Origin of the sequence: Marisediminitalea alba (assembly GCF_002993365.1) — a bacterium.
GTDB lineage: Bacteria > Pseudomonadota > Gammaproteobacteria > Enterobacterales > Alteromonadaceae > Alteromonas > Alteromonas alba.
The window spans coordinates 1-25,772 of sequence record NZ_PVNP01000202.1 but is presented as its reverse complement, the minus strand read 5'-3'; the positions used below and the strand labels follow the sequence as shown (position 1 = coordinate 25,772).

27 protein-coding genes, 1 pseudogene and 1 riboswitch are annotated in these 25,772 nt (G+C 45.5%); of the genes and pseudogenes, 7 read left to right on the top strand and 21 right to left on the bottom strand.

The window, feature by feature from the left end; genetic code table 11:
• The coding region (locus tag C6Y40_RS20820) for an IS3 family transposase (RefSeq protein WP_146129621.1) at positions 1-621 on the top strand (621 nt) is incomplete at its 5' end.
• A gap of 383 nt (positions 622-1,004) precedes the next feature.
• Here C6Y40_RS20820 and C6Y40_RS20815 read toward each other — a convergent pair.
• From C6Y40_RS20815 to C6Y40_RS20785, 7 genes are read right to left on the bottom strand one after another with little or no spacing between them, the layout of a single operon-like run.
• Positions 1,005-1,523 carry a CBS domain-containing protein gene (locus C6Y40_RS20815; RefSeq protein WP_105936317.1) on the bottom strand — a complete coding sequence of 173 codons (519 nt, stop codon included), beginning with the start codon at positions 1,521-1,523 and terminating at the stop codon, positions 1,005-1,007.
• An 18-nt stretch (positions 1,524-1,541) separates the two neighbouring features.
• Entirely contained in the window at positions 1,542-1,877 is a 336-nt protein-coding gene (locus tag C6Y40_RS20810; RefSeq protein ID WP_012520012.1) for a hypothetical protein, read from the bottom strand.
• Positions 1,878-1,912: 35 nt separating this feature from the next.
• Positions 1,913-2,707 (bottom strand): peptidylprolyl isomerase, encoded by a 795-nt coding sequence (locus tag C6Y40_RS20805; RefSeq protein WP_105936316.1) that lies wholly within the window; start codon positions 2,705-2,707, stop codon positions 1,913-1,915.
• Between the two features lie 55 nt (positions 2,708-2,762).
• Positions 2,763-3,446: a respiratory nitrate reductase subunit gamma gene (narI, locus tag C6Y40_RS20800; protein ID WP_105936315.1), complete on the bottom strand. Its 684-nt coding sequence runs from the start codon at positions 3,444-3,446 to the stop codon at positions 2,763-2,765.
• Positions 3,447-3,448: 2 nt separating this feature from the next.
• A complete protein-coding gene (gene narJ / locus C6Y40_RS20795; RefSeq protein ID WP_105936314.1) occupies positions 3,449-4,189 on the bottom strand; it encodes a nitrate reductase molybdenum cofactor assembly chaperone in 741 nt (246 codons plus the stop codon).
• Positions 4,189-5,721 carry a nitrate reductase subunit beta gene (narH, locus tag C6Y40_RS20790; protein WP_012520016.1) on the bottom strand — a complete coding sequence of 511 codons (1,533 nt, stop codon included), beginning with the start codon at positions 5,719-5,721 and terminating at the stop codon, positions 4,189-4,191. Before narH ends, narJ begins: the two co-directional genes overlap by 1 nt.
• Before the next feature lie 2 nt (positions 5,722-5,723).
• Positions 5,724-9,500, bottom strand: a complete 3,777-nt coding sequence (locus C6Y40_RS20785) for a nitrate reductase subunit alpha (RefSeq protein WP_105936313.1) — start codon at positions 9,498-9,500, stop codon at positions 5,724-5,726.
• A 269-nt stretch (positions 9,501-9,769) separates the two neighbouring features.
• On the opposite strand from C6Y40_RS20785, the gene C6Y40_RS20780 reads away from it, so the two are divergent.
• Positions 9,770-11,623, top strand: a complete 1,854-nt coding sequence (locus tag C6Y40_RS20780; RefSeq protein WP_105936312.1) for an ATP-binding protein — start codon at positions 9,770-9,772, stop codon at positions 11,621-11,623.
• Between the two features lie 24 nt (positions 11,624-11,647).
• Here the strand turns inward: C6Y40_RS20780 and modC are convergent, their stop codons facing one another.
• The 4 genes from modC to C6Y40_RS20760 all read right to left on the bottom strand — a co-directional run bounded on the left by modC (position 11,648) and on the right by C6Y40_RS20760 (position 15,848).
• Entirely contained in the window at positions 11,648-12,706 is a 1,059-nt protein-coding gene (modC, locus tag C6Y40_RS20775; RefSeq protein WP_205664806.1) for a molybdenum ABC transporter ATP-binding protein, read from the bottom strand.
• Positions 12,707-12,708: 2 nt separating this feature from the next.
• Positions 12,709-13,383, bottom strand: a complete 675-nt coding sequence (modB, locus tag C6Y40_RS20770; protein WP_105936310.1) for a molybdate ABC transporter permease subunit — start codon at positions 13,381-13,383, stop codon at positions 12,709-12,711.
• 1 nt (position 13,384) lies between these two features.
• A complete protein-coding gene (modA, locus tag C6Y40_RS20765) occupies positions 13,385-14,164 on the bottom strand; it encodes a molybdate ABC transporter substrate-binding protein (protein ID WP_105936309.1) in 780 nt (259 codons plus the stop codon).
• Positions 14,165-14,234: 70 nt separating this feature from the next.
• Positions 14,235-15,848, bottom strand: coding sequence for an MFS transporter (locus C6Y40_RS20760; RefSeq protein ID WP_105936308.1), 1,614 nt, complete (start codon positions 15,846-15,848; stop codon positions 14,235-14,237).
• A gap of 308 nt (positions 15,849-16,156) precedes the next feature.
• Between C6Y40_RS20760 and narL the strand changes: the two genes are divergently transcribed.
• Genes narL through C6Y40_RS20740 form a run of 4 tightly spaced genes read left to right on the top strand, consistent with a single transcriptional unit; the run spans position 16,157 to position 18,883 of the window.
• Positions 16,157-16,810 (top strand): two-component system response regulator NarL, encoded by a 654-nt coding sequence (gene narL / locus C6Y40_RS20755; RefSeq protein WP_105936307.1) that lies wholly within the window; start codon positions 16,157-16,159, stop codon positions 16,808-16,810.
• A gap of 2 nt (positions 16,811-16,812) precedes the next feature.
• Complete coding sequence (gene moeA, locus C6Y40_RS20750; protein WP_105936306.1) at positions 16,813-18,048, top strand: molybdopterin molybdotransferase MoeA; 1,236 nt, start codon at positions 16,813-16,815, stop codon at positions 18,046-18,048.
• Between the two features lie 7 nt (positions 18,049-18,055).
• On the top strand, positions 18,056-18,430 hold the full coding sequence (locus C6Y40_RS20745; protein ID WP_105936305.1) for a YbaN family protein: 375 nt from the start codon (positions 18,056-18,058) through the stop codon (positions 18,428-18,430).
• Between the two features lie 9 nt (positions 18,431-18,439).
• Positions 18,440-18,883: a CopD family protein gene (locus C6Y40_RS20740; RefSeq protein WP_105936304.1), complete on the top strand. Its 444-nt coding sequence runs from the start codon at positions 18,440-18,442 to the stop codon at positions 18,881-18,883.
• Here the strand turns inward: C6Y40_RS20740 and moaE are convergent.
• The 7 genes from moaE to C6Y40_RS20705 all read right to left on the bottom strand — a co-directional run bounded on the left by moaE (position 18,861) and on the right by C6Y40_RS20705 (position 23,609).
• Positions 18,861-19,325: a molybdopterin synthase catalytic subunit MoaE gene (moaE, locus tag C6Y40_RS20735; RefSeq protein WP_105936303.1), complete on the bottom strand. Its 465-nt coding sequence runs from the start codon at positions 19,323-19,325 to the stop codon at positions 18,861-18,863. The two genes, C6Y40_RS20740 and moaE, sit on opposite strands and share 23 nt — an antisense overlap.
• 2 nt (positions 19,326-19,327) lie before the next feature.
• A complete protein-coding gene (gene moaD, locus C6Y40_RS20730) occupies positions 19,328-19,573 on the bottom strand; it encodes a molybdopterin converting factor subunit 1 (protein ID WP_105936302.1) in 246 nt (81 codons plus the stop codon).
• Positions 19,570-20,064: a cyclic pyranopterin monophosphate synthase MoaC gene (gene moaC, locus C6Y40_RS20725; RefSeq protein WP_240622044.1), complete on the bottom strand. Its 495-nt coding sequence runs from the start codon at positions 20,062-20,064 to the stop codon at positions 19,570-19,572. The genes moaD and moaC overlap by 4 nt, the downstream gene beginning before the upstream one ends.
• Complete coding sequence (gene moaB, locus C6Y40_RS20720; RefSeq protein WP_020746791.1) at positions 20,061-20,606, bottom strand: molybdenum cofactor biosynthesis protein B; 546 nt, start codon at positions 20,604-20,606, stop codon at positions 20,061-20,063. The genes moaC and moaB overlap by 4 nt, the downstream gene beginning before the upstream one ends.
• Entirely contained in the window at positions 20,593-21,186 is a 594-nt protein-coding gene (locus C6Y40_RS20715; protein WP_105936301.1) for an NTP transferase domain-containing protein, read from the bottom strand. The genes moaB and C6Y40_RS20715 overlap by 14 nt, the downstream gene beginning before the upstream one ends.
• Before the next feature lies 1 nt (position 21,187).
• On the bottom strand, positions 21,188-22,162 hold the full coding sequence (gene moaA, locus C6Y40_RS20710) for a GTP 3',8-cyclase MoaA (protein WP_105936300.1): 975 nt from the start codon (positions 22,160-22,162) through the stop codon (positions 21,188-21,190).
• A riboswitch (molybdenum cofactor riboswitch) is annotated at positions 22,151-22,303 on the bottom strand. (Overlaps the previous gene by 12 nt.)
• Before the next feature lie 109 nt (positions 22,304-22,412).
• Positions 22,413-23,609: an alginate export family protein gene (locus C6Y40_RS20705; RefSeq protein ID WP_105936299.1), complete on the bottom strand. Its 1,197-nt coding sequence runs from the start codon at positions 23,607-23,609 to the stop codon at positions 22,413-22,415.
• A gap of 190 nt (positions 23,610-23,799) precedes the next feature.
• Here C6Y40_RS20705 and moeB point away from each other — a divergent pair, with 190 nt between their 5' ends.
• Entirely contained in the window at positions 23,800-24,561 is a 762-nt protein-coding gene (moeB, locus tag C6Y40_RS20700) for a molybdopterin-synthase adenylyltransferase MoeB (protein ID WP_020746794.1), read from the top strand.
• A 38-nt stretch (positions 24,562-24,599) separates the two neighbouring features.
• Here the strand turns inward: moeB and ubiT are convergent, their stop codons facing one another.
• The 3 genes and pseudogenes from ubiT to C6Y40_RS20685 all read right to left on the bottom strand — a co-directional run.
• Positions 24,600-25,184, bottom strand: coding sequence for a ubiquinone anaerobic biosynthesis accessory factor UbiT (ubiT, locus tag C6Y40_RS20695; protein ID WP_105936297.1), 585 nt, complete (start codon positions 25,182-25,184; stop codon positions 24,600-24,602).
• A gap of 50 nt (positions 25,185-25,234) precedes the next feature.
• Positions 25,235-25,474 carry a hypothetical protein gene (locus tag C6Y40_RS20690; RefSeq protein ID WP_205664805.1) on the bottom strand — a complete coding sequence of 80 codons (240 nt, stop codon included), beginning with the start codon at positions 25,472-25,474 and terminating at the stop codon, positions 25,235-25,237.
• A gap of 87 nt (positions 25,475-25,561) precedes the next feature.
• Positions 25,562-25,772 (bottom strand): annotated as a pseudogene (locus C6Y40_RS20685) (IS1595 family transposase); the annotation flags it as partial.

The following is a 25,772-nucleotide window of genomic DNA, read 5'->3' as shown; positions in this document are numbered from 1 at the left end:
TTGATGAAAGAAGCCGACGTGAGCGTTAGACGGCGTAGAAAATACAAAGTAACGACCAACAGCAACCATCAGCAACCTGTATTCGATAACGTGCTGTCACGCGACTTTGATGCGCAAAAACCAGGCCAGGCGTATGTCTCTGACATTACTTATATCTGGACGCAGGAAGGCTGGCTGTATCTGGCCGTTGTCATTGATCTGTTCTCACGCAAAGTCGTGGGTTGGAGTATGTCTTCACGGATGAATGCTCAGCTTGTGTGTGATGCCTTAACAATGGCTTTATGGCAACGTAAACCCAAGGCTGGCCTGATACATCATTCGGATCGTGGTTCGCAATATGCGAGCCGACAATTTAGACAGCTACTGGCGCAGTACAAGGTAACAGGTAGCATGAGCAGGAAAGGTGATTGTTGGGACAATGCCGTTGTAGAGAGCTTCTTCGGCACATTAAAACAAGAGCGAGTGCAATGGCGTCATTACCAGAGCCGTCATGAAGCTCAGCAAGATATCCTGCAATACATCACTATGTTTTATAACAGCCAAAGAATGCACTCATATCTGGATTACAAAAGTCCAAACCAATATGAAGCTGACATGGCTAACTTAGGAAAAGCTGCTTAACTGGGGTGTGTGAATTTGCTTGACCACGTCAGTTCCTGGTGCAATATTACACTAGGCATTTGTATATTGACAAAAAACTATCATACTATAGAGAATATAAATCATTGATTTTATGAAACCAAGCTTATCCGATTAATCAAAAAGTATCATACTATTCGAATAGGTTGGTGTGGATATCACTCAAATCTGATACAAAAAAGTTTCATACTATCAAATAAATCTTGAAGCGCATTTTAGGACAAGCTAACGCAAAAGTTTGAAACCTGAATTTTTAGACGGACTATTTGACTAAGAAACTATATGATTTCATTGGTTCAGCGTAATCCTCTTTCAAAAACTGGTTATTAATAATAAGGCCTTTCACAGAACAACTCTATGCTTTATTAATCTGCCGCGGGGCATTGCATAACCCAGTTAAGGATATCCATGGCAGTAACCACACCAATCAGCACTGATTCACGCGTAACAAATAATCGATGGATATCATGCGACTCGATGATGTTATACGCCTCTGAAATAGGCCTTTTCTCGTCAATTGAAAACACTTCTGGGGTCATTATAGAGTTGACCGTGCAATAATCAGATGCGCGTGACTTTATCCGATCAATTTCTGATTGCAGCACGGTACCCTGTGGCCCAATGTAGTGTTGAATGATTTTCTCAATCTCTTTTTCGTCTGGGCTGCTGCCTTCAAATTTCACAACATCAGTTTGTGTAACAACACCGACAAGGGTTTCATCAGATGCAATAACTGGAGCACCAGTTATTTTATGCTTCGCAAAAAACTCTGAGAGTTTTTTGATAGACCAGCCTTCATAAACTGTCAGTAAATCTGCACTGGCAATTGCTGCTACAGGGTATTTTTCTAGCAAATCCAGCACTGTTGTTTTATCACTTACCATGTTTCCATTCCTTCTCAGTTAAAGGCAGCCACCACAACTACCGCATCGCCAGTCATTTTGATTTACCGCCTCATAAAACCACTCAACATGCTGTTCATCGAATGGGATGTCGTAACGCTCAAACAGCGGCACAAGCCAGTTTGCTTGCTCCTCAATCCATTCGTGGATCTCCAGTCCTTCTATGTATTCTTCATCATCCGGGAATAGCCAACTGAAAATACCGCGAGTGTCCATATGGTTCTCGGCTTTTGCCGACGGCAATTCCAAAAGTTGTTGGTTAAAGCAGATTTCCCAATGGCCCAAACAGAGCGTGTGTCCTTGCGCGGTCCATCGCGCCGTGAAGGGATTCGTCATCTTTTACCCCACCACTTTATCGAGTTTAAACAACACTACTGCATTAACATAGAATCATCGAATTCAAACTTGAAACCTTGTATATCTGCTTCGCTAACGAGTCGATGCAAATACTGCGACAGTGCTTTACGGTGAACTTTATCATTAAGATATTGTTTGATTTTTTCGCTGACCATATCGAATGAAAGTGGTTTGCCGTCTACTTTTCTGGCAACAAGAACTACATGGTAACCATAGCGAGTCTCTACCGGCTGAGGCATCAGCCCCTCACTGGCGGCAAAAACCTGGCGTTCAAACTCCCTTACTGTCTGACCATAGGAAAGCTGACCTAAGCTGCCGTCAACATCTTTGGAAGGGCATGAAGAAAACTGTTTCGCCAACTCTCCAAAAGTAGATTCTCCGCCTTGTAACTTATGAATTAAGTTAACCGCCAATGCATGAGACTCTGCCCTGTGTTCAAGATCCTTCGGGTCTGATGCAATCAGTATGTGACTTGCTTCAATTAGCGGAGCTGTTTTGAACGTACCCTTGTTTGCGCTGTAATAGCGCTCGCATTCCTCGGTGGTTGCCTCCGGTACGCAGACTTCAGAGGCTAACAGGCTATCAATCAATTGACTGTTTTGTTCAATTGCATCTGATTTAGGGTTGAGTGGGATCCCTTTTTCCATCGCTTTTTGCGTAACCAGCTCACCGATGATCAGTGTTTCTGCCGCTTTTACCATCGCTTGTCGGCGTGATTCGGCAGGATGATACTGAACCTCAGCGTCGATCATCGCCGCGCTAATGGTTTTCCCGTTTACCGTAATATCTGGTGTGTTTGTAAGTGACATAGTCAATCCTACTTAAAAAAGGAGGCTTCCTTGCCCCAATGAGTGATTGTGGAAATTATGCTCTTGAACGAACAACCTGATAGCTTCTGCGAACATACTGCACAGGAACGCTCCAGATATGCACCAACCTGCTAAATGGGAATAGTACGAACAACGTAATACCCAAAGTAACGTGGAACTTGTAAACCGGATGAACGGTTGAAATAAACTCTACTGCTTCAACAGGTCTGAATGTCAGTAAGTACCGAGACCAGCTCATCAGGTTATACATCACAGCACCATCCATATGACCCGAAGAGATCACAATGGTAAACATACCCACGATTAACTGAAGATAGATAAGCAATAAAATACCTGTGTCCATCATACTGCTGTTGGCGCGGATCCTGGGGTCAAACAAACGGCGTTTCACCAACATAGTTAAACCAATAAAACATAAAACACCAAAGAAGCCACCAACGCCCATGGCGATCACTTGCTTAGTTGCGAGTGAAATTCCAAGTGCATGCCAAATTTCCCAAGGTAAGACAAGGCCGGCAAAATGCCCTAATAAGATCGCGATGATACCGACATGGAACAAAATGTTCGCTACACGAAAGTTTTTGTTACTTAGCATCTGGCTTGAACCCGTTTTCCAACTGTATTGTTCTCGGTCATAGCGCAGAAGACTGCCGAGAAAGAAAATCCCGGTTGCGATATAAGGATAGATGCCAAAAAAGAACATATCTAAAAACGCCATAACTAGCTCCTTATTGCTTGCTCAGCCGCTTGGGCTGACGAAGTATCTATAAAACTGATGGGAACATCCTGGTCGCGACGTTGTGTCTCAGTAGGTCGATTGACCTGAGAGGGGCAACCGCCGTTTACTGCATCGCCACCAAAAGTAACAGCTTCTTCTTCCCAGACTTTGTCCAACGCCTTTTTGGTATCATCACGTTTTTCATCTTTGACTTGCTCACGTAATGCCTGCACATCAATAGCCGCCTCAGAAAGTGCAACTAGTGTTGAAAAGACAGCACTGTAGTTGCAGTCTCGTTTTTCTAGACGCACTTGGAGAAGAGCAAGGATCGGTGCAATGTCCTGCAACCAACCTTTGCCATTCTCGCTGCCTTGTGTGCTAACGAACTCAAGAAACAAGGGGATATAATCAGGTAACTCTCTGACACCTATGTCCAGGCCTGCTGCTCGGTACTGTTCAAGCAAATTTACCATTGCCTGGCCCCTGTCGCGCGATTCACCATGAATATGTTCATAAATGAGCAGCGAGAGTGAACGACCCCGTTCAAACAAACCATCATAGTCAGCCTGCCAATCAAGCAAGCTGTCTGAGAAGCGCTGATCGACAAATGCGAGCAGACTCGCTTTGTTGGTTTCATCAAGCGCGGCATCGTTTGCAATGATTTCTGCAACATCGATTCCGTGCTCATAAAGCGCTTCTGTCGGGTAATCAAGAAGTCTTGAAAGGACTTTTAAAATTTCCATTAATCTTGTACCTCCACAGGGATGACTTGACGAACGGTTTGTTTTTTACCACCAAATAAGTCTGTACTGCTGTCTCCGCCACTACAGCCGTTACCGAAGCTGAAGCCACAACCTGATTTCATGTCATAAGCATCAGCTGCGTACGCTTTGTGGCTTGTCGGAATGACAAATCTGTCTTCGTAGTTGGCAAGTGCCATATAACGATACATTTCTTCAACTTGCGCAACACTGAGACCAGCTTGTTCCAGTGCTTCCAGATTTTCTTCGCCGTCTACTTGTTGTGAACGTTTGAATTTACGCATTGCCATCATGCGTTTTAAAGCATGTTCAACTGGTGCTTCGTCACCTGCAGTTAACATATTGGCCAAGTACTTCATCGGAATACGCAGTGCTTTTAAGTCTGGGAAGACACCATCCATTGGCACACTACCGGCCTCAACTGCGCTCTGAATTGGGCTTAAAGGCGGCACATACCAAACCATTGGCAGAGTGCGGTATTCAGGGTGTAAAGGCAGAGCAACTTTCCAGTCCATTGCCATTTTGTAAACCGGAGACTCCTGAGCCGATTTTAACCAGGCGTCTGGAATACCTTCTTTGCGTGCTGCTTCCTGTACCGCCTCATCGAATGGGTCGAGGAAGATATCGCACTGCGCTTGGTAAAGATCCTTATCATTGGCAACACTGGCGGCTTCTTCGACGCGGTCAGCATCATAGAGCATAACGCCTAAGTAGCGAATACGACCAACACAGGTCTCAGAACAGACGGTGGGTTGGCCAGCCTCAATACGTGGATAGCAGAAAATACATTTCTCAGATTTGCCGGTTTTCCAGTTGTAATAGATTTTCTTGTACGGGCAACCACTGACACACATTCTCCAGCCGCGACACTTGTCCTGATCAATCAATACAATGCCGTCTTCTTCACGCTTGTAAATTGCCCCTGATGGGCAAGACGCCACACACGCAGGATTGATGCAATGCTCACACAAGCGAGGTAGATACATCATGAAAGTCTTTTCAAATTCGCCGTACATATCGGCCTGGATCTGATTGAAGTTGCTGTCAGCTCGACGCTTGGAAAACTCGGTACCGAGAATTTCTTCCCAATTAGGGCCCCAGTCAATTTTTTCCATCCGCTGACCCGTAATCAATGAACGAGGACGTGCGACAGGCTGGTGTTTACTTTCACCAGCTTTATGCAAATGCTGATAGTCGAAATCGAACGGCTCGTAGTAATCATCAATACCCGGCAGATCAGGGTTGGCGAAAATGTTGGCCAGAATGCGTAGCTTGCCACCCTGCTTAGGTGTCAATTTGCCATTGCTATGCCGAGTCCAACCACCGTTCCATTTTTCCTGATTCTCCCACTCCTTGGGATAGCCAATGCCCGGTTTGGTTTCGACATTATTGAACCATGCGTACTCGACACCTTCACGCGATGTCCATACATTCTTACAAGTTACAGAGCAGGTGTGGCAACCGATACATTTGTCAAGGTTGAGCACCATGCCTATTTGAGCTCTAACTCTCATGATTAGCCCTCCGCTCCAAAGTTGTTAAATTCATCTGCATTCTGTTCGACGCTGTCATCGTCCAACCAATCGACTTTCGCCATTTTTCTCACAATAACGAATTCGTCGCGGTTACATCCGACAGTACCGTAGTAGTTAAATCCGTAGGCTTGCTGCGCATAACCACCGATCATGTGCGTAGGTTTCATCACCGCTCGCGTAACTGAGTTGTGGATACCACCACGAGTCTTGGTCACCTCTGAACCAGGCACGTTTACGATACGTTCCTGGGCGTGGTACATCATACTCATACCCTCCGGTACGCGCTGCGAAACTACCGCTCTGGCCGCAATCGCACCGTTGACGTTGAAGACTTCGATCCAATCGTTGTCGACAATACCTGCGCGCTGCGCGTCAGGTTCAGAAATCCATACAATCGGGCCGCCGCGGGATAGCGTCAGCATCAGCAAGTTGTCTGAATAGGTGCTGTGGATCCCCCACCTCTGGTGTGGCGTTATCCAGTTCAGTGCAATCTCTGTGTTGCCATTAGGTTGTTTGTTCATCATTGGCTTCACAGTCTTAAGATTGATCGGCGGCTTATACAGGCACATGGTTTCACCGAAATCTCGCATCCACTCGTGATCCTGATAGAACTGCTGACGACCTGTTACCGTGCGCCATGGAATGTACTCATGCACGTTGGTATAACCTGCGTTGTATGAGACATGTTCATCCTCTAAACCTGACCAAGTCGGTGAGCTGATGATTTTGCGCGGCTGTGCCTGCACATCTCTGAAGCGGATCTTTTCCTCTTCTTTAGGTTTGGCCAGATGAGTGTGATCCAGTCCGGTAAACTCGCTTAGGGCAGACCATGCTTTCACTGCAACCTGGCCGTTGGTTTCCGGCGCAAGTGAAAGAATCACTTCCGCCGCATCAATAGCTGTTTCAATTTTGGGGCGACCTTTATTCGCGCCTTCTTCAACATGGCGACGATTTAGCTGACCAAGGAATTCAACCTCTGCATCGGTGTTCCAATTAATGCCTTTGCCACCATTGCCAAGTTTTTCAAGCAACGGCCCAACTGATGTAAAACGCGCGTAGGTGTTTGGATAGTCTCGCTCAACCACAATCATATTCGGCGCAGTCTTGCCTGGGATAAGGTCACATTCACCTTTCCACCAGTGCTTCACACCAAAAGGTTGTGCGATTTCTGCGGGCGTATCGTGCAGAATCGGTAAGGTGACTAAGTCTTTCTCCACACCCAAGTGACCAACCGCCGTTTTTGAGAACTGCTTGGCGATGCCTTTGAAAATATCCCAGTCAGAACGAGACTCCCACACTGGATCTACCGCCGCACTCAATGGGTGAATGAATGGGTGCATATCAGAGGTATTGAGATCGTCTTTCTCGTACCAGGTTGCGGTTGGTAAAACGATGTCTGAGTACAGACAGGTGGTTGACATACGGAAGTCCAAAGTTACCAACAGGTCAATTTTACCTTCTGCAGCTTCATCGACCCATTTGATGTCCTCTGGCTTTTTGCCCCCGTCTTCACCAAGATCTTTGCCCATCAAGCCGTGTTTTGTGCCGAGTAAATGGCGCAGCATGTACTCGTGGCCTTTCCCTGAGGAACCAAGCAAGTTCGAGCGCCAGATAAACAAATTACGCGGATAGTTTTGCGGGTTCTCAGGCTCCAAGCAGGCAAAATTCAATTCACCGCTTTTGAGTTGTTCCACGGCGTAGTCTTGTGGCGACTTACCGGCAGCTTCTGCATCTCTGCAAAGCTGAAGCGGATTCATGCCGAGTTGCGGTGCGGATGGTAACCAGCCCATACGTTCGGCTCGACTGTTGAAATCAATAATCGAACCAGACCATTTGTCTTTATTTGCCATCGGAGAAATGACCTCGGTCATCTCCAACTTCTCATAGCGCCACTGGCTTGAATGATTGTAAAAGAAAGACGTTCCATTCATATGGCGCGGTGGACGTTGCCAGTCAAGACCAAACGCCAGCGGTTGCCAGCCAGTTTGTGGGCGCAGTTTCTCTTGACCCACATAGTGTGCCCAACCGCCACCACTTTGACCGATACAACCACACATCATCAGCATATTGATGAGACCACGGTAGTTCATGTCCATGTGATACCAATGGTTCATACCTGCACCAACGATAACCATAGAGCGACCTTTGGTCTTATCCGCGTTGGATGCGAATTCTCGCGCGACTTTAATCACATCTGCGCGGGGTACGCCGGTGATTTGTTCCTGCCAGGCCGGGGTGTAGGGAATGTCTTGATCGTAGCTGCTGGCAACATTCGGATCGTCATAACCATTGTCAACACCGTAGTTGGCAAGGGTTAAGTCAAACACAGTGGCAACATAGGCTTCAGACCCATCAGCAAGTTTGATTTTCTTCGCTGGCACTTTGCGCTGCAACACGTCGTCATGCTCGGTATTCTGGAAGTAGCCAAATTCATGCTCAGCACCACCAAAGTATGGGAATGCAACACTTACCAGCTCATCGTGGCTACCTTTCAGGCTTACACGCAAGTCGAGTTCATCCCCAGATTTACCATCAGTTTGGGTGATATTCCACTTACCTTTTTCACCCCAGCGATAACCAACTGAGCCAGTGGGCGAAACCAATTCGCCATCCTTATCGTTAATGGAGATAGTTTTCCATTCTGGATTGTTGTCTTGACCAAGTTGACCATCTAAATCTGAAGCTCTGAGGAAACGCCCCTGATGCAAACTACCGTCTTCAGCTTTGTCCAACATGACCAAGACGGGGAAGTCGGTGTAACGCTTCACGTAGTCGGCGAAGTAGGCTGATGGTTTCTCAACATGGAATTCTTTGAGAATAACGTGGCCAAATGCCATCGCTAGTGCCGCATCGGTTCCTTGTTTAGGTGCCAGCCATTGGTCGGTTAACTTCGCCACTTCGGAATAATCAGGCGTGATACCGATGACTTTCGTACCTTTGTATCGCACTTCGGTGAGGAAGTGCGCATCAGGTGTCCGTGTTTGCGGAACGTTTGAGCCCCAGCAAATAATGTAGTTTGAGTTGTACCAATCAGCCGACTCTGGTACATCGGTCTGTTCACCCCAAATCTGCGGGGAAGCAGGTGGCAAATCACAGTACCAGTCATAGAAACTTAGGCAATTGCCACCTATCAATGACAGATAGCGCGCGCCTGCGGCGTAGGAAACCATAGACATAGCTGGGATTGGTGAAAAGCCACTAATACGATCAGGGCCGTAAGTTTTTGCCGTATATACATTCGCAGCCGCGATTATCTCATTGGCCTCGTTCCAGTTAGCGCGAACAAATCCCCCCAGGCCTCGTTGTTGTTTATATTCCTTGGCTTTTGCAGGATCCTCGACAATCGAGCGCCATGCCTCTACCGGATCTTTGTATTGGGCTTTAGCTGCTCGCCACAGTTTTACCAAGCGTTTACGGATTTTTGGATGCTTGAGACGATTGGCACTGTAAATATACCAAGAGTAACTTGCGCCCCTTGGGCAACCTCTGGGCTCATGGTTAGGAAGATCAGGGCGTGTACGCGGGTAATCAGTTTGCTGCGTTTCCCAGGTTACCAATCCATCTTTCACGTAGATTTTCCAGGAGCATGACCCGGTACAATTGACACCATGGGTTGAACGCACAACTTTGTCATGCTGCCAGCGACGGCGATATCCGTCTTCCCACCCTCTATTTTCATTCGTGGTAACCCCGTGACCGTTCGAAAACGGCTCCTCGTTACGTTTGAAGAACTGCAATCTGTCTAAAAAATGACTCACGCCAGACTCCTTTATTAATGGAATAGCAACGATACGATGCGCTGCAAATTCAAGCTCTATATGGATTAAAGTGTATTGTTATTCGCTCGGCAAGAGCCTGGAAATAGTGGTAAATAAGGGAGTTACCACCAAAGAGGTAGAGGCGTTTTTTAGCTTTTCCTTTGTATTAAAGGGGTCTAGACTGATGTCATTAAGAACTAGTTACAAATTAAGCGTAGACTAATCTTTGTAGGTATCACTTGTGATTCGACTTAATCTCTATATAAACCATGCAACCAATTAAAAATTTCATACATTCGACCGTTTTTAAAATCGCCGCATTAATGTTTTCGGTGAGCTTTTTGGCGATCGTTAGTATGTTTACCACCGTGTTTATGAGTGACGGTGCACAGTTCGATGCTCAAGCGGTGAATGTGGCGGGTTCGTTGAGAATGCAAACGTATCGAATTCATAGCGTCATGCAGGATAGCCCAGGTGATATTGAGACCATCAATCAATTAGTTGACGAATTTGACCTCACCCTCAATACCGGTGTGCTGGTTAATCAGCAGGCGCTTTGGGATAATGGCGATATCGCAAAGCATCATGCGATTGTTGTTAACAACTGGAATGAACAAGTTAAGCCATTAATCCAAACCATTTTGGCATCTCCCAGTAATTCCAACACGTCCAGTCTGGAGGTTTTTAACAAACTGGTCGAGGACATAGAACTGCTTGTTGTTGCTTATCAGAAATATGCTGAAATAAATATTGCTAATATACGATTAGTACAGAGTTTGGCGTTGTTTAGTACCTTGATACTGATCGCTATAGCGATGATGATTGTTCATCGACATATAGAGCAACCTCTTTCGAAATTGACCTCAGTAGCCCGTCAAATAGGACAAGGAGATTTCACTGCAAAAGCCGAAGAAACCGGCAAAGGCGAGCTGGCTTTACTGGCTAGAACAATCAATAAAATGAGCGGTAGCTTGTATCGCTCAAAATCTCAACTTGAAGAACAAATTAAGCGTAAGACAAGAAAATTGACACGCTCTAATAAATCTCTTGAATTACTGTTTCAAGTATCGCGCAGACTCAATGAAGTTGAACCGGGCTCCGTTGATTTTCAGCCATTGCTTAACAAGCTGGTTGACGTAACTGGTGTGAAAGACCTAGATCTTTGCATTATGACAGCGCAAGGCACGAACCCTTACGAACACTTAGTGAGTACCGAAAAAACAATTCCAGATAAGTGTCAGCAACACCTCTGCCACGACTGTACTGAGCATGATTCGCTTTTCCCACCTATCAATGGGCATATGAAATATCAGTTGAAAATTGGCGACCAACACTACGGTGTATTATCAGTGAGTTTGGAAGAAGGGAATATTCTGGAGGATTGGCAGCATCAGCTATTTGCAGCCATCGCTGAACAGGTTGCCAATGGACTGAGCATGAAACATCAAAACGAGCAGCGCAGGCGCATTGCTTTGATGAATGAACGCACGGTAATAGCCAGAGAACTGCACGATTCACTAGCGCAGGCATTGTCCTATTTGAAAATTCAGGTAACGCGATTACAACGACTGCAGCAGAAAGAGAGTGCTCAGGAGCAAATAGACCAAGTTATTGATGAATTAAAGAACGGCCTCGGGGCGGCTTACAGTGAACTGCGAGAATTGCTAACTACTTTCAGATTAAAACTCGATGGACAGGGCATCAAAGCCGCGTTAGAGCAAACGATTTCGCAATTGCAAAACCGTTCAGACGATTTCAATTTTACGCTTAATTATCACGTCAGCAATATTCCCTTCACGCCTCAAGAAGAAATACATCTATTACAAATCGCCAGAGAAGCTACCCAAAACGCCTTCTATCATTCTCAAGGGTCTAACATTGACATTAGCATCACCAGTAACTCTCTTTCCGAAGTGATATTGACGGTCAAAGATAACGGCATAGGCATCCCCGAAGATCCTAATAAACTTAATCATTACGGCCTTGCCATTATGAAGGAACGCAGCCGAAATTTGGATGGTGAATTATCAGTTAAACGCAATGATGAGCGAGGCACCACTGTCATGTTTAGCTTTATTCCAGAGTATGCGCGAACGCTTGAGGTAAAGAGTAAAAGCGCTTAATTTCCCGCGCTTTTGCCCACTTAATCAACTGTGAATTGCGACTGACTTTACCTGCAACAACACTTGGCTACCAACGCCTAAAGCCAAGTTTGCTAATGCGCGTTTGGTTACCATAACCATAAAAGCATGCTCACCAGCAGCAGCCTTAACAATTGCTTGACTTGGATGCTCACCCTCATTAATTGCCACAATCTCAGCTTTGAGCACATTCTGAAAACTGGCGTCACCTGCAGAATTGGCCAAGCCGATATCTTTGCTTAGAATCTGAACTCTTACTTCATCACCAATAGAAAGCTTGGCATCGGGGAGCCATAGCTTTTGGTCATAAATGGATAAACAGGCTAAATGCCAATGTTTGTCTATTTCAGTAACTTGCCCGGTCAGAACGGTTGATATTTCACCATTTAATTTTAGTGGTGAGCTTTCATTTGAAAGCGACGCCGCCAGTGAATCACTCGATACCACTCTGCCTTCATTCATAACAACTACATGGTCTGCAAGCATTGCTACTTCTGGCGCAGCATGAGTGACATAAAGCATTGGGATGCTCAACTGCCGTTTAACGCGTTTAAGGTAAGGTAAAATCTCACGTTTTCGGTTATCGTCAAGTGATGCCAGAGGCTCATCAAACAACAAGATCTTGGGATTCAAAGCCAATGCGCGAGCTATGCCAACACGCTGTGCTTCCCCACCTGATAACGCTTCAGGTTTTTGATCCAATAGATGTTCAATGCCCAACACTGAAATAGCTTCATTTAAGCTCTCCTTGCTTGCGTGAATTGAACGTTTGATACCATAGTCGAGATTGTCTTTCACACTAAGATGACTGAACAGACTTGGCTCTTGAAAGACATATCCTATGGCTCTCTTATGCGGCTTAAGCTTAGTTTTCGGGTTATCCCATACTTCATTACCGATAGAAAAGTGCCCATCTGCCTCTTTTTCTAAACCAGCGACACAGCGCAGTAGCGTTGTCTTACCGCAACCGGAATGCCCATAAAGCACGCTAATACCTGTTTCGGGGAGTTCAAGCTCAACATTCAGATTAAAACGCCCTTTAGAAAGCTTATAGCCCAGCTTCACAATTATTTACTCTTCACTGGTACGAAGGCAAACCGTCGACGCCGGATCCACTGCAGAAGCGTTAACGTCACAAATGAAAAGACAAGCATGATCAGCGACAGTCTGTGTGCAGCGCCATAATCCATACTTTCTACATGGTCATAAATTTGAATTGAGACAACTTGTGTTTCTCCCGGAATGTTGCCTCCAATCATCAAAATAACGCCAAATTCACCAACTGTATGGGCAAAGGTCAACACTATAGCGGTAAGGATACCGCTCTTAGATAACGGCAATACGATAGAAAAGAAGGCATCGATAGGTGAGGCTCTTAATGTAGAAGCGACTTCTAGTGTTCGACCGGGAATGGCCTCAAAAGCAGACACAAGGGGCTGTACTGTAAAGGGTAAAGAATAAATAATTGAGGCTATGACTAAGCCTGAAAATGTGAAAGGGAATAAACCAATACCCAATTGCGTAGTTATCTTTCCAACCGGTCCCTCTGGGCCTAACAGCAATAGCAAGTAAAATCCGAGTACCGTAGGCGGCAAGATAAGTGGCATTGCCACCAGGGCAGTTAACAGACTTGTGAGCTTGGAGTGAGACCTGGCCAACCACCAGGAAAACGGAATTCCGAAAAACAACAGGATAATGGTTACCGTACTCGCCAGCTTCAAGGTCAGAAGCAACGCTTGCATATCACCCGCCGACAGCACTTATAGCCTCCTGATTAGGTGTTTCAAACCCATATTCTGTCAGTATTTTTGCGACTTCTCCACTTTCCATGAAGGAATGAAATAGCCATGCTGAAGGGTTATCTCCGCCGCGTTGGGTGACAATAAAGCCTTGAATCAGCGGAGAATGGAGAGTCTCTGGTATCAATAAGTAGGACGCTTTTGAGGAGTTCGATGCAGACTTGACCAGCGACAAGGCTACAATACCGGCGTCAACATGCCGATTAACAATAAATTGAGCAGTATGGGAAACGCTATCACCATAGATGATTTTTGAAGTCAGCTGAGTCCACAAACCAGCTTGTTGCAGTACCTCTTTGGCTCTCATGCCATAGGGAGCGTGTCGTGGATTAGCTATAGCGATTCGCTCAAAGTTAGCATGAAGCAAAGAAGCGAGTTGGCTATTGGACATATCGTTTTTATGACTCAGTAATACCAACCTGCCCTTTGCATAAGGGATAACAGCCGACGAAGAATACCCCAACGCTTTTAACTGCTGTGGAAAACTAATGTCTGCTGAAAAATACAGGTCATAAGGTGCGCCATTGCGGATTTGCGTACCAAACTTGCCTGATGACCCAAACGAAGTTCTAACTGCTACGCCTGGATTAGCTGATTCAAATAAACTGACGATGTCTGTCATTGCAAATTTAAGATCTGACGCCGCAGCGATTAACAGCTCATCAGCATTCACATTCGAATGAACAAACAGACTTATCAATAACAAGATTAGCTTTAAACGCATGATAGTCTAACCATGGTAAAACGATAAAAGGTGCGAGTACTCGCACCTTGATATCGCTTGTTTGCTTTGCCTAAGGATTGTAGAACTCGCCATCCTTACGTAAATAGAACCAGTAATTAATCAAGACGCAGACGCCGTAGAACACTGCAAACCCAATTAATGCAACTTCCGGAGTGGTCGCCTGGATTTGCTCACCAATAACTTTGGGAATATAAAAGGCACCGTATGCCGCTACAGCTGACGTCCAACCAAGGACTGGGCCCGCTTGTTCTTTAGGGAATACTTGCGCGATGGTTCTGAAGGTTGACCCATTGCCGATGCCTGTGGCTGCAAAGAGAATCAGAAACAACACAAAGAATGGTATAAAGAACTCTTCTGGTGTTGCAGATTGATAGGCTTCCTGCATGAAGTAAGCAGCACCAAGCGCGCTACCAATCATCACAATTGAGCATATTTGTGTGACTAACGCACCGCCGATTTTGTCAGAAATCCAGCCACCTAAAGGACGAATAAGTGCACCAATGAATGGGCCCATCCAGGCGTACATCAAGGCACTTGGGCCGTTCGGGTTGATGGTATCATGAGTCATTACGCCATCGACCATAACATGGCTATAGCCAAAGATAACTTTAATTGCTAGCGGGAATGACGCGGCGAAACCGATAAATGAACCAAACGTCATGGTGTAAATTACGCTCATCACCCAGGTATGCTTGTTGTTAAAGATCTGATACTGACGAGTCAGACTCTCACCAATTGAACCAGGCAACATTTTCAAGATGACTACTGTCGCGGTAACAACCAGTACTAGTACAACTTCTTTAGGTACACCGAATCCGGAACCGTTTGCGGCCTCAGGTAGCATTAACCACAGGCCAAAAGCAGCAACAACCAGACCAATGCCGAGCATAACGCTGATCAATGCGAAAGATGTCAAAGGGTTACCAATATCGGGGGAAACTTCTGGGGTACGAATATTATTCATACCAAACCATGAGAGGAAGAATAAGGGTACAAGTAACAACAACCAAACAAAGCCCGCGTTTGAAATATAGCTTTCTGTACCTGCAGGGATTTTGCCGATCAGCGTACCTGATGCATTGATTAGCGTCATTGGATCGCCACTAAACGCGCCAAAGGCTGCGAATGTCATGAACAGTGGCACAACGATTTGCATCGTTGTAACACCAAAATTACCCAAACCCGCGTTCATACCCAGTGCTAAACCTTGCTGTTTCTTCGGAAAGAAAAAGCTGATGTTAGACATTGACGACGCAAAGTTTCCGCCACCGAAACCAGACAATAATGCTAGCAGCTGAAATTGCCACAAGGGTGTGTCAGGATTTTGTAGTGCAAATCCCGCTCCTACGGCAGGAATCATTAACAGTGCTGTGGTGAAGAAAATGGTGTTTCTTCCACCGCATAATCGGATAAAGAAACTGCTAGGAATTCTCAATGTTGCACCGGTTAACCCAGCAATCGCCATTAAGGTAAAGAGTTCAGCTTTCGCGAAAGGGAACCCCAGATTTAGCATTTGGACGGTAATAATGCCCCAGTAGAGCCATACAGCGAAGCCCGCCAGCAAGCTAGGAATCGATATCCAAAGGTTGCGATTTGCTATTTTCTTTCCCTCTTTTTCCCAAAAATCGGGGTCTTCTGGATCCCACTTGTGCAGATCAGACATAACGCTTACTCCAACATAGAATGACATTAATTTGGTCACACTATGGTCGACACAGGCTAAGCTAACAATCTGCTTCAGTGGGTATTCTGGCGAAGCATTGTGGTAATAAAACACGAGATTTCTAAAGCATTATGTGCTGAAAGTGGTAGGGCTATCTTGCTGTATTCCTTAAATTTAAAGGGTTTCAAAGAATGTGTTTTGCTACCTCTTAAGGGGTAGCTTGGTTACCTCCAGTAATTCAAGAGAAGTTCAACATTTCGTGTATAATTAAATGAAAAGAATGACTAAGCGTTTGTAAGGAGGCACACATGTTCGAAGACAAACCCGCCACCATCATGATGGTCGACGACCATGCTTTATTGCGTAAAGGATTAAACCAACTCATCGAATTGGAAGATGATTTAGAAGCCATTGGTGAGGCGAGCTCAGGAAAAGAAGCCATTGAAATGGCGGTGCAATTGGAGCCTGACCTGATCACACTGGATTTGAACATGCAAGGGATGGATGGACTCGAGACGCTTAAACATCTTCGAGATAAAGGTGTCGATTCTCGAATAATCATGTTGACGGTATCTGACAATGATGAAGATGTTGTTGAAGCGGTGCGTTCAGGCGCCGATGGTTATCTGCTTAAAGACATGGATCCCGAAGACATTGTCGACAAACTGCGTGAAGCCGCGCTTGGCAAAATGGTGATGAGTGCAAAACTGACTGAAGTGTTGGCAACGGCATTAAGAAAACCTGAAAGAGCCGGAAGCCGTGCATTGGCCAGCCTGACCAGTCGAGAACTGGAGATCCTCAAACTTATCGCCAAGGGTATGAGCAATAAACTCATTGCACGAGAGCTGGATATTTCAGATGGCACAGTAAAAGTCCATGTGAAGCACTTTCTTAAGAAACTGAATCTGCGTTCTCGCGTGGAGGCAGCGGTATGGATGGTTAACCATCAAAAAGGAGCTTAACGATGGAATGTGGTTGCGACGCAAAAGGCCTTATGCCGGTAGAACAAGCCAAACAGATCATCTGGGACACTATCACGCCGATTAACGATATAGAGCAATGCGACCTCGATTTAGCATTGGATAGAGTACTGGCCGAAGACGTGGTTTCCCCTATCAACGTCCCAGGTTTCGATAATTCCGCAATGGATGGCTATGCAATTCGCCATCAGGATCTGTCGTCCGGGACTACTTTCAATCTGGTCGGAAAGAGCTTTGCCGGCACCCCATTTAACGGCGAGGTAGGCAAGCATCAGTGCGTGAGAATTATGACCGGTGCGCAAATCCCAGCAGGTGCAGACGCAGTGGTAATGCAAGAAAACACCGTTGCCAATAATAATGAAATCACGGTCACGCATAGTGTAAAGCTAGGTGAAGCAATTCGCATCGCAGGCAGTGACATCGCCAAAAAATCCATCGTACTGTCAAAAGGAAAGCGACTAAATGCAATAGATATTGGGCTTCTCGCGTCCATCGGTATTGATAAGGTTTCGGTGTTACGCCAACTTAAAGTGGCGCTATTTTCAACCGGTGATGAGTTACTACAGCCGGGAGATACGCCGCAACAAGGCAAAATCTTTGATAGCAATCGCCCCATGCTTCGCGCGATGCTACGGCGTCTTGGCGCTGAGGTTCTGGACTTAGGTGTGATTGAAGATGACCCGGACGAAATCCGTGATGCCTTTATCCAAGCTGATGCAAATGCAGATTGCGTAATCACTTCTGGCGGCGTATCAGTAGGTGAAGCTGACTATACGCGCGAAATCCTCGAGGAGATAGGTCAAGTAGACTTTTGGAAGCTGGCGATTAAACCTGGCAAACCACTCGCTTTCGGCAGATTGGATAACAGTTTGTTTTTTGGCCTCCCGGGTAATCCAGTATCAGCAGCAGTAACCTTTGACCAAATTGCCGCCCCCTCCTTATCACTTTTAGCCGGCTGTACACCAGAAGGAAAAATCGCTGTTAAAGCCATTGCGAAAAATAAGTTTAAAAAGAAACCGGGCCGAACTGACTATCAACGCGCAGTCTGTTACCGGGATGACAATGGTCAACTGATAGTCGACTCTGGAGGTTCACAAAGTTCAGGCGTACTGTCCTGTTTTACCACAAGCAATTGTTATGCAGTGCTGGAGAACAGTCGAGGAATGGTAGAGCCGGGAGAATCCGTGAACGTGCAATGGTTTGATGCGGTATTGAGATAATAACACTATGCAAACACAGCTGTATCGATCAATATACATGCTCACAGGTTTATTGGCCTGTCTTTGCGGAATTGTCGGCATAGTATTGCCATTAGTTCCAACTACGCCCTTTCTACTTTTATCTGCTTTTTGCTTTTCTAAAAGCTCGAACGCACTGCATCAGTGGCTACTATCGCAGCCAGCGCTTGGAAGAGTGATAAACGATTGGGAGCAATCCGGTATGATTGCACTTAAAACTAAGGTCGTTGCTAGTGCTTGCATGATGGCAATGGTTTCCGTTGCATTAATTATTGGTGAAAACACTTATTGGGTAATGACTTTAGTTGTTGTCATAACCTTATTGGTTTTGGCCTTTATATGGAGCAGACCCAGTCGGGTTTGACGTTATTTTATGTATGGTTATTTGATACTGGCTCATATTTTGGGGGCAACTATATGGACAGGTGGCCATATTGTATTGTCTCTAGCCGTTTTACCCAGAGTGCTGAAAGAGAAATCCCCTGAACGTTTGCTGGAATTTGAATCGGCGTTTGAGCGTATTGGTAAACCAGCAATGCTAGTACAAATCATCACAGGTTTACTGTTGGCGCATCGACTATTGCCCGACGTTTATTTATGGCTGGATTGGAGTAATCCTGTCTCCAGAGTAGTAGGTATGAAGTTAATGTTACTCGCGTTAACTATTTTGCTTGCTGCTGACGCGAAACTCAGAGTCTTACCAAAATTATCTAAAAAAAATTTAAGGGATATGGCAGCCCATATTATTGCTGTTACCTTGCTTTCTGTTCTCTTCGTAATCGTCGGCGTATCTTTCAAGACAGGCTGGCTGTATTAGCCCAGCGATCCATTGCCTCCTGATCGGACGACCTACTGGTGACCCATTTCATGCCTTCTGAGGTACCTTCTTGTTTCCATAAAGGTGCACTGGTCTTAAGGTAATCAATAATGAACTCACACGCCTCAAATGCGTTTTTTCGATGCTTGGATGTCACGCCAACGAACACAATCTGCTCTTGTGGCCCAATTGTACCCACTCGATGGATGACTCTTATTTGCCCCAACTGCCAACGTTTTCGCGCTTCACTGCAGATATGCATCAGCGATTTTTCGGTCATCCCAGGGTAATGCTCTATATGAATGCCTGACACGGCACCCTGGATATTGAAATCTCTGACCAGCCCCGTAAAAGTGACTACGGCACCGTCGCCATCCGCCTCCTCCTTGAGCGCCTGGTATTGTTCACAGTGATCAAAATCGTCACGCTGAACACTAATCATTGTTAACCTCCTGTCACCGGCGGGAAAAACGCGATTTCGTCGCCATCATTTACTATTGCGTCCTTTCCACAAAGAGTTTGATTAACCGCACACAACACATCTCTTTCTTCAAGCAAACGCCACTCTTCACCACGCTCAAAAAGCTCTTTTGCGACATCGGCTACAGTGCTTTCACCGGCATATTCAAGGTTTAAAGAAGATGTACCTATGCTTTCTCGAAGACTTGCGAAAAATTTAATCTGTATCATGCTGAACGCCTCCACAGTCCAGTTTTACCACCGCTTTTTTCAGTAACTTTCAAGCCATGAATAACCATTTCTGGGTCGACAGCTTTGCACATATCAAAAAGCGTCAGCGCTGCTACGGAGACGCCGGTAAGCGCCTCCATTTCAACGCCCGTATTACCATTTAACTTGCATTGGCAGGTTATCTTTATTTGCCTGGATAACTCGTCAGTTTCAAAATTCACGTCGACTTTACTGAGTAATAGCGGATGACATAGCGGTATCAGATTGGCACATTGTTTTGCCGCTTGTATACCTGCCACTCTTGCGACGCTAAACACATCACCTTTGGCCAACTGGTTTTGTATTATTTGCTCAAGCGCACTATCTGAAACACTGACGTAGGCTTCCGCTTTTGCTATGCGCGTCGATGCCGCTTTTTCGCTCACATCGACCATGTTTGCCTTGCCCTGATTATCAATATGGCTTAGCACGGAATGGGTTGACTGAGTCATACCGCTCTGCTCGCACATCGAAGTGCTTCATTGGTTTGCAAATGCGGCACGAAGTTACAGGGGCCATGGGCACCATTTAATTGCGCTTCAATGATACCAGTCCAAGCAGTCTTGCAAGCATTGGTAGACCCAGGCAGACAAAATATGACAGTGTTGTTCGCCAACCCAGAAATAGCCCTTGATTGGATTGTTGATGTACCTATTTCCTTAAATGACAAATATCGAAATAACTCACCAAATCCCTCAACTTCTTTGTCAAACAAGGGTTGTACTGCCTCGGGGGTAGAATCTCTCGAAGTGAATCCGGTACCGCCAGTGACGATTACGGCTTGTATCGCTGGATCCGCGATATAAGCTGAGACGCATGCTCGAATAAGATAAATGTCATCAATAACAATGTCTCGCTTAATCACCTGATGACCCGATTCAGTTGCATTCACAGCAAGATACTCGCCAGAGGTATCTGTGCTTCTATCACGCGTATCAGATACTGTTAGAACAGCAATACCAAGTGATTCAAATTGTTTGTTAGCATGTCCCATGACGAACCTCAGTTGGTGCAGAATTGTCAGACGTTTCGAAATGTTGCATTGCAAAACGCCATTGTTCTGGTGTATTTGAATTGAAAAGGGGTGACTGCTGACGCAATTGCAGTTTCATTAAAGGGAAATGCGTGCAAAAGCGGTCAACGGAAAAACTGTTTGTACACCGCAGTGTGTAATCTAGGGTCTGGCGCGTTGTCTCGGTGTTACGTAGGTAAAGCGGCAAACTATGTTCACCAAATCTGACGTTGCTAGAAAATTTTTCGCCGCTATCTAACAAGCGCTGAATTGTGCAAACATCCAGTAGCGGCAGATCGATGGGCAGTATCAATAGATTTTTGTTTGGAAAGCGCATGGCAGCGCTGTGAATGCCAGATAATGGCCCCTTTCCTGGATACAGATCTGAAAAATGTCCAGCTTCGCCGTCATTACGACTGATAACAACTTTACTCACCGATGCTTCAAGTAACAGTTGGTAAGTTCTGGTTAACATGGTTGATTGCGAAATCGTTAGCAATGCCTTGTCTTGTCCCATGCGGCTAGACGCACCGCCAGCTAAAATAACGCCAATTGTGTTCATGTTAACCTCCTAGCATAGCCAGTTGCTTTGTTGCACCAGTGAACCCTTGATGCAGAAAATGCTGACTGTGTTTTTGTTGAAGATGAGAAACAATAGCCTGCTGAGCACCTGATACATCGCCGACCGACAAGAAAGAGCGGATACTGATCCCTTGCTCTGCAAACAGGCATAGATGCAGTTTGCCTTGTGCGGAAACACGCAAGCGATTGCATGACTCACAGAAATCTTCGCTGTAAGGCATGATGAGGCCGATATTCCCCGCAAATTCGGGGTGCATGAATTCCTGTGCAGGCCCGGCATCTGTTTCTCTTATGATGCGCTGCCACCCTTGCTCAATGAGTCGATCCTTGATCGTTTGTCCGGCGACATGGTTTTTATCAAAAAAACCTTTGTTGTCACCGGTCTGCATAAGCTCAATGAATCGCCAGGTAACCTTGTGGGAACGTAAGTAGTCAAAAAATGCATCTAACTCTTTGTAATTGAACTGCTTGAGCATGACCGTGTTTAACTTAATACTGCTTACACCTAACTGAGCTGCCCGTTCGATACCCAGCAGTATTTCCTCCAGCTTTTGTTTGCCTGTGATCGCCGCAAACATTCGAGGATCTAAGCTGTCCGCACTGACATTTATCGCGTCAAGACCAGCCTGCTTGTACCTTTCGATATCCTGATTGAGTTTGAAACCGTTGGTTGTCAGTGCGACTTTTTTAATGCCATCGACTTTCTTGCAGGTTTCGATGATTTCACACAAATCTTTGCGCAGTGCTGGTTCGCCACCAGTAATACGCACTTTGGTTGTACCCAAGCCGGCAAACACTTGCACCAAGGTTTGAATTTCATTGACGGACAAACCACCTTTGGGTGTGTTGCAGTCGTTGCCATCAGGAAGACAGTAATTACAGCGGAAATTGCACAGCTCAGTTACTGAGAGTCTCAGGTAATTGAACCGTCGTCCGAATGAGTCTTGTAAGTTCATTTAACACCTTTCCAAATATCGAGCATAAAAGCTCGTGGGCGGCAGGTTGATTTCTCTGGCTACCGGGCAACTTCTCAGTTGCGGCTCCAGTACCATAGTTGTTCGAACTTTAGGTATTAGAGCTCGGAGTTTTTGTTACCTTAAGTTTGGCGCAAAAGCGTGGTTATTGTTATTCCGCTGAAGGAATACTCACAAGGGGGTATAAAAAAAGCCGACCCAGATTGAGTCGGCAACTAACGCGTGGATGACGCTAGAAAGTGAAAGTCATCATTGCCCACAATTTGTTGGTGTCAACCGCGAAATCATCGGCACTGTAGTTGGCATAGCGCAGTAAAAAGTTTGTATTTTTATATACAGGATAAGTGGCGTTGAAATTAAACTCATTGCCATAATCTACTGAACCTACATCTGATTCAAACTGGTGCCATACACCCAACAGTTTCAGCTTACCAATACTGCCGGACGCCTTGACGTAGAGATCGTTAATCCCCTGTCCAGGCGTGGCGAGAAACTTATCAGCGAACCCCTGAAATTTATGTAGAGTCGCCAAAGGCGTTGTGAATCCTTTGCCGTTATCGCTACCAAGTGACTCGTAACCTATACCCACGTTGACCGCTGATAATTTAGTGCTTAACTCCAATGCCAGGTAATCAGTGGAAAAGTCTGTTGGATTGTCACCGGTTTCATTTTGACGTGCATAAGCCGCGTGAATGTTGACAGCAGACACCTTGCCATCATAACTCACCCCGAGTGTGCGGGTTGCGATTGCATTGGCTGTATCAAAGTCTAGTTCATAGGCAAAGCCCGCTACTTTGTGATCAGCATTGATTTTATAAGTGACATTCAACAGATGTATGTTGCCACCTAAATCAGAATTGGGGCTATCTGTACCAAAAATCCGATTGACGTTGTGTATGTAGCTGTAGTCAACATTCAGGCCAGACTGATTATCATATCTTAGACGATAGCCATCGTAGGTCTGTTCATTTTGACGCCAACCAACGCCACCCACGAATCTTTGATCATTGTGATTGATACGCTGACGACCCGCAGTAAAATGCAATGACTCAGTTTTGAAACCGACATAGGCTTGGTTGAAATCGGATCCAATCGGGTCTGCAACCACAGGATAGTTGGTATTGCCATTGACGGTACTATTAAAGTTTTCGTTGCCCAAAGCGGTAACGTTATCGAACTCTAGTTGGGTGTAAAAGCCACCAAAATCGGCACTTTTGTAACTTAGTCGGGTAAGCAAGGTTGAAGCATTGGTCTCTTTGTCAATGTTATCCTGATCAACCCGCTCGTATCGATAACGCAGTTTAACGTTTGCGTCACCATCAGTAATAGCTTGTTGAAAGTCTGCGAAACCGGTTGCAACCGAAACATTTGGCATTAACAAACCTGCTGCACATATTGTAGCGATAGCCGTTGCTAATCGTGTTTTCATAGTATTCTCCTCACTAAATGCTGCTAGGAATACTACGCCCCAATGAAAATAAAACCATTAAAAATCATATAGATACCCACACTTACTCGACACTTGAAAATTGAGGTAGTCGGACTACCTCTTTTGGGGAATTGTTGACCTATGGCGGGGGTGGTAAAAAAGTATTCACTAAGCCAATGAGGGAATACTATTGAAAGATCTCACAACTGAGCAGGCTATGCGATACAGCCGCCACATTCTGCTGTCGGATTTCGATCTGGAGAGACAGGAAGCGTTGGTTAATTGCAGCGTATTAGTGATTGGCGTGGGCGGACTGGGTTGTGCTGCAAGCCAATATCTCACCGCAAGTGGGGTCGGTCGTCTAACGCTGGTCGATGACGATAAGGTAGAGCTCACCAACTTGCAGCGACAGGTGTTGCATACTGAGAAATCTGTGGGCGCTAACAAAGTTGATTCAGCACAACTGGCGCTTCAGCAAATCAATAGTGAAGTCAACATAACAACACTCTGTTTACGCCCATCGGAAAAGCAACTGGATGAGCTCATTGCCAAACAAGATGTTGTGCTGGATTGTACTGACAATCTAGAAAGCCGAAACAGGATAAACCAAATATGCTACCGACAGTCTATCCCCTTAGTCTCAGGTGCTGCTATCCGCATGGAAGGACAGATACTGTGTATTGATCCACGCCAACAAAGCGCGTGCTATGCGTGCGTGAGCCATTTTTTTGGTGAACAAAATCTGTCGTGCGTCGAATCGGGTGTCATGTCACCACTTGTTGGAATTATCGGTGCAATGCAGGCGCTTGAAGCCATAAAGCTAGTCACACATTATGGCAAACCACTTTGCAACCGACTGCATCTATATGACGCTATGCAAGCAACCTGGAGTGAGTTTAAGGTGACGCGACAGCAGGATTGCCAGGTTTGCGGTAGCAAAGCCAAACTTTAATCAACGACTTTTTAGCTCTGACCGGAAACAAACGCTAGTTAAGGTGCCGTCTGCATAACATCATTGTACTTTTTGAGGGCACAAAGCAATACGCTGGGAAATGCACTTGTATCCAATTCATCCAGAAAGTTCTTAACCTGCAAGCCTAACTCCGTATTGCCAGTTACCAGCAGTTTGCGTTGAAAAAAAAGGGTATCGGGATCCTGCTCTCTTACAGCAATACTGACTAAACTATCGATATCGCCACTAAAAGTAACGTCAGGTTCTTGTTCAATCTGCGTCTTTACCACGATTGACTGTTTCCTGAGTCCTGAATGTTCGACGTCTCGGACAGAAATGAAAAACTGATATGGGACGTCGCTAATAATTATTGCCAGCCAATGTCCTTCCAGAAAACGAAGTGATTCATCAGTTATTTGCTCCGATAACAAATTTGACAATGTTGTCTGTGCGACCCATGACTGAAACGAGGATGGCAATCTAGCAAATGCCTTTGTTATGTCTTTCGGTAATGCTAGCAATTGGTGTTGCAACCGTTTTTTCGCAATGCAAATTAAAGGATTACTGCATGACTGCGAGTTTAACTTGTGCCACAACATGTCGAAAGGTGTGGTCTTATTCATTGGCAATATTCCATAAAATTGAGTAGTGGTATTTGAACTTCGTTCATTAACTATCCAGCAACAGCTAGATCCCAGGCTTCTATTGCACCTTGCTTGCCGTTTTTCATTTGTATGAATAAATTCAGCATACTTATCTCTCGACTGAGTTTGTCTGAATTAGTGTCTACCGGTATTTCCAATAGTGTTATCCCACAATTTGATTCAACCGCGCTTTGTAATTGAGTCCTCAATTCTCCTACTGTTTTGCACTGAAACCCTCTGCCGCCATAGGCGTTAACCAGCGTGAGCACATCAAATCCCGGGCTTGAACAATGATACATTGTGCTTTCACCACTTTTGCCAAGGTGGAAGATGTTGTTTCGCATATAAAGGATAGGCTATGTTCGGATTAACTGTTGTTGAATCGAAAAGAGCCTGTTTTCGTTAAGGTTTTCTGGATTATCCATAAACCTGAACCAACCCAGGTAGTGTTCCAAGTATTTTGTGGCTACTCCGTGAAACCGTTTCATCCACGCTTTCAGACGGCTGTGATAGGCGTTAACATTCTGAATATGAAAGACTTTATCTATCACCTTAACACCTCCCGCC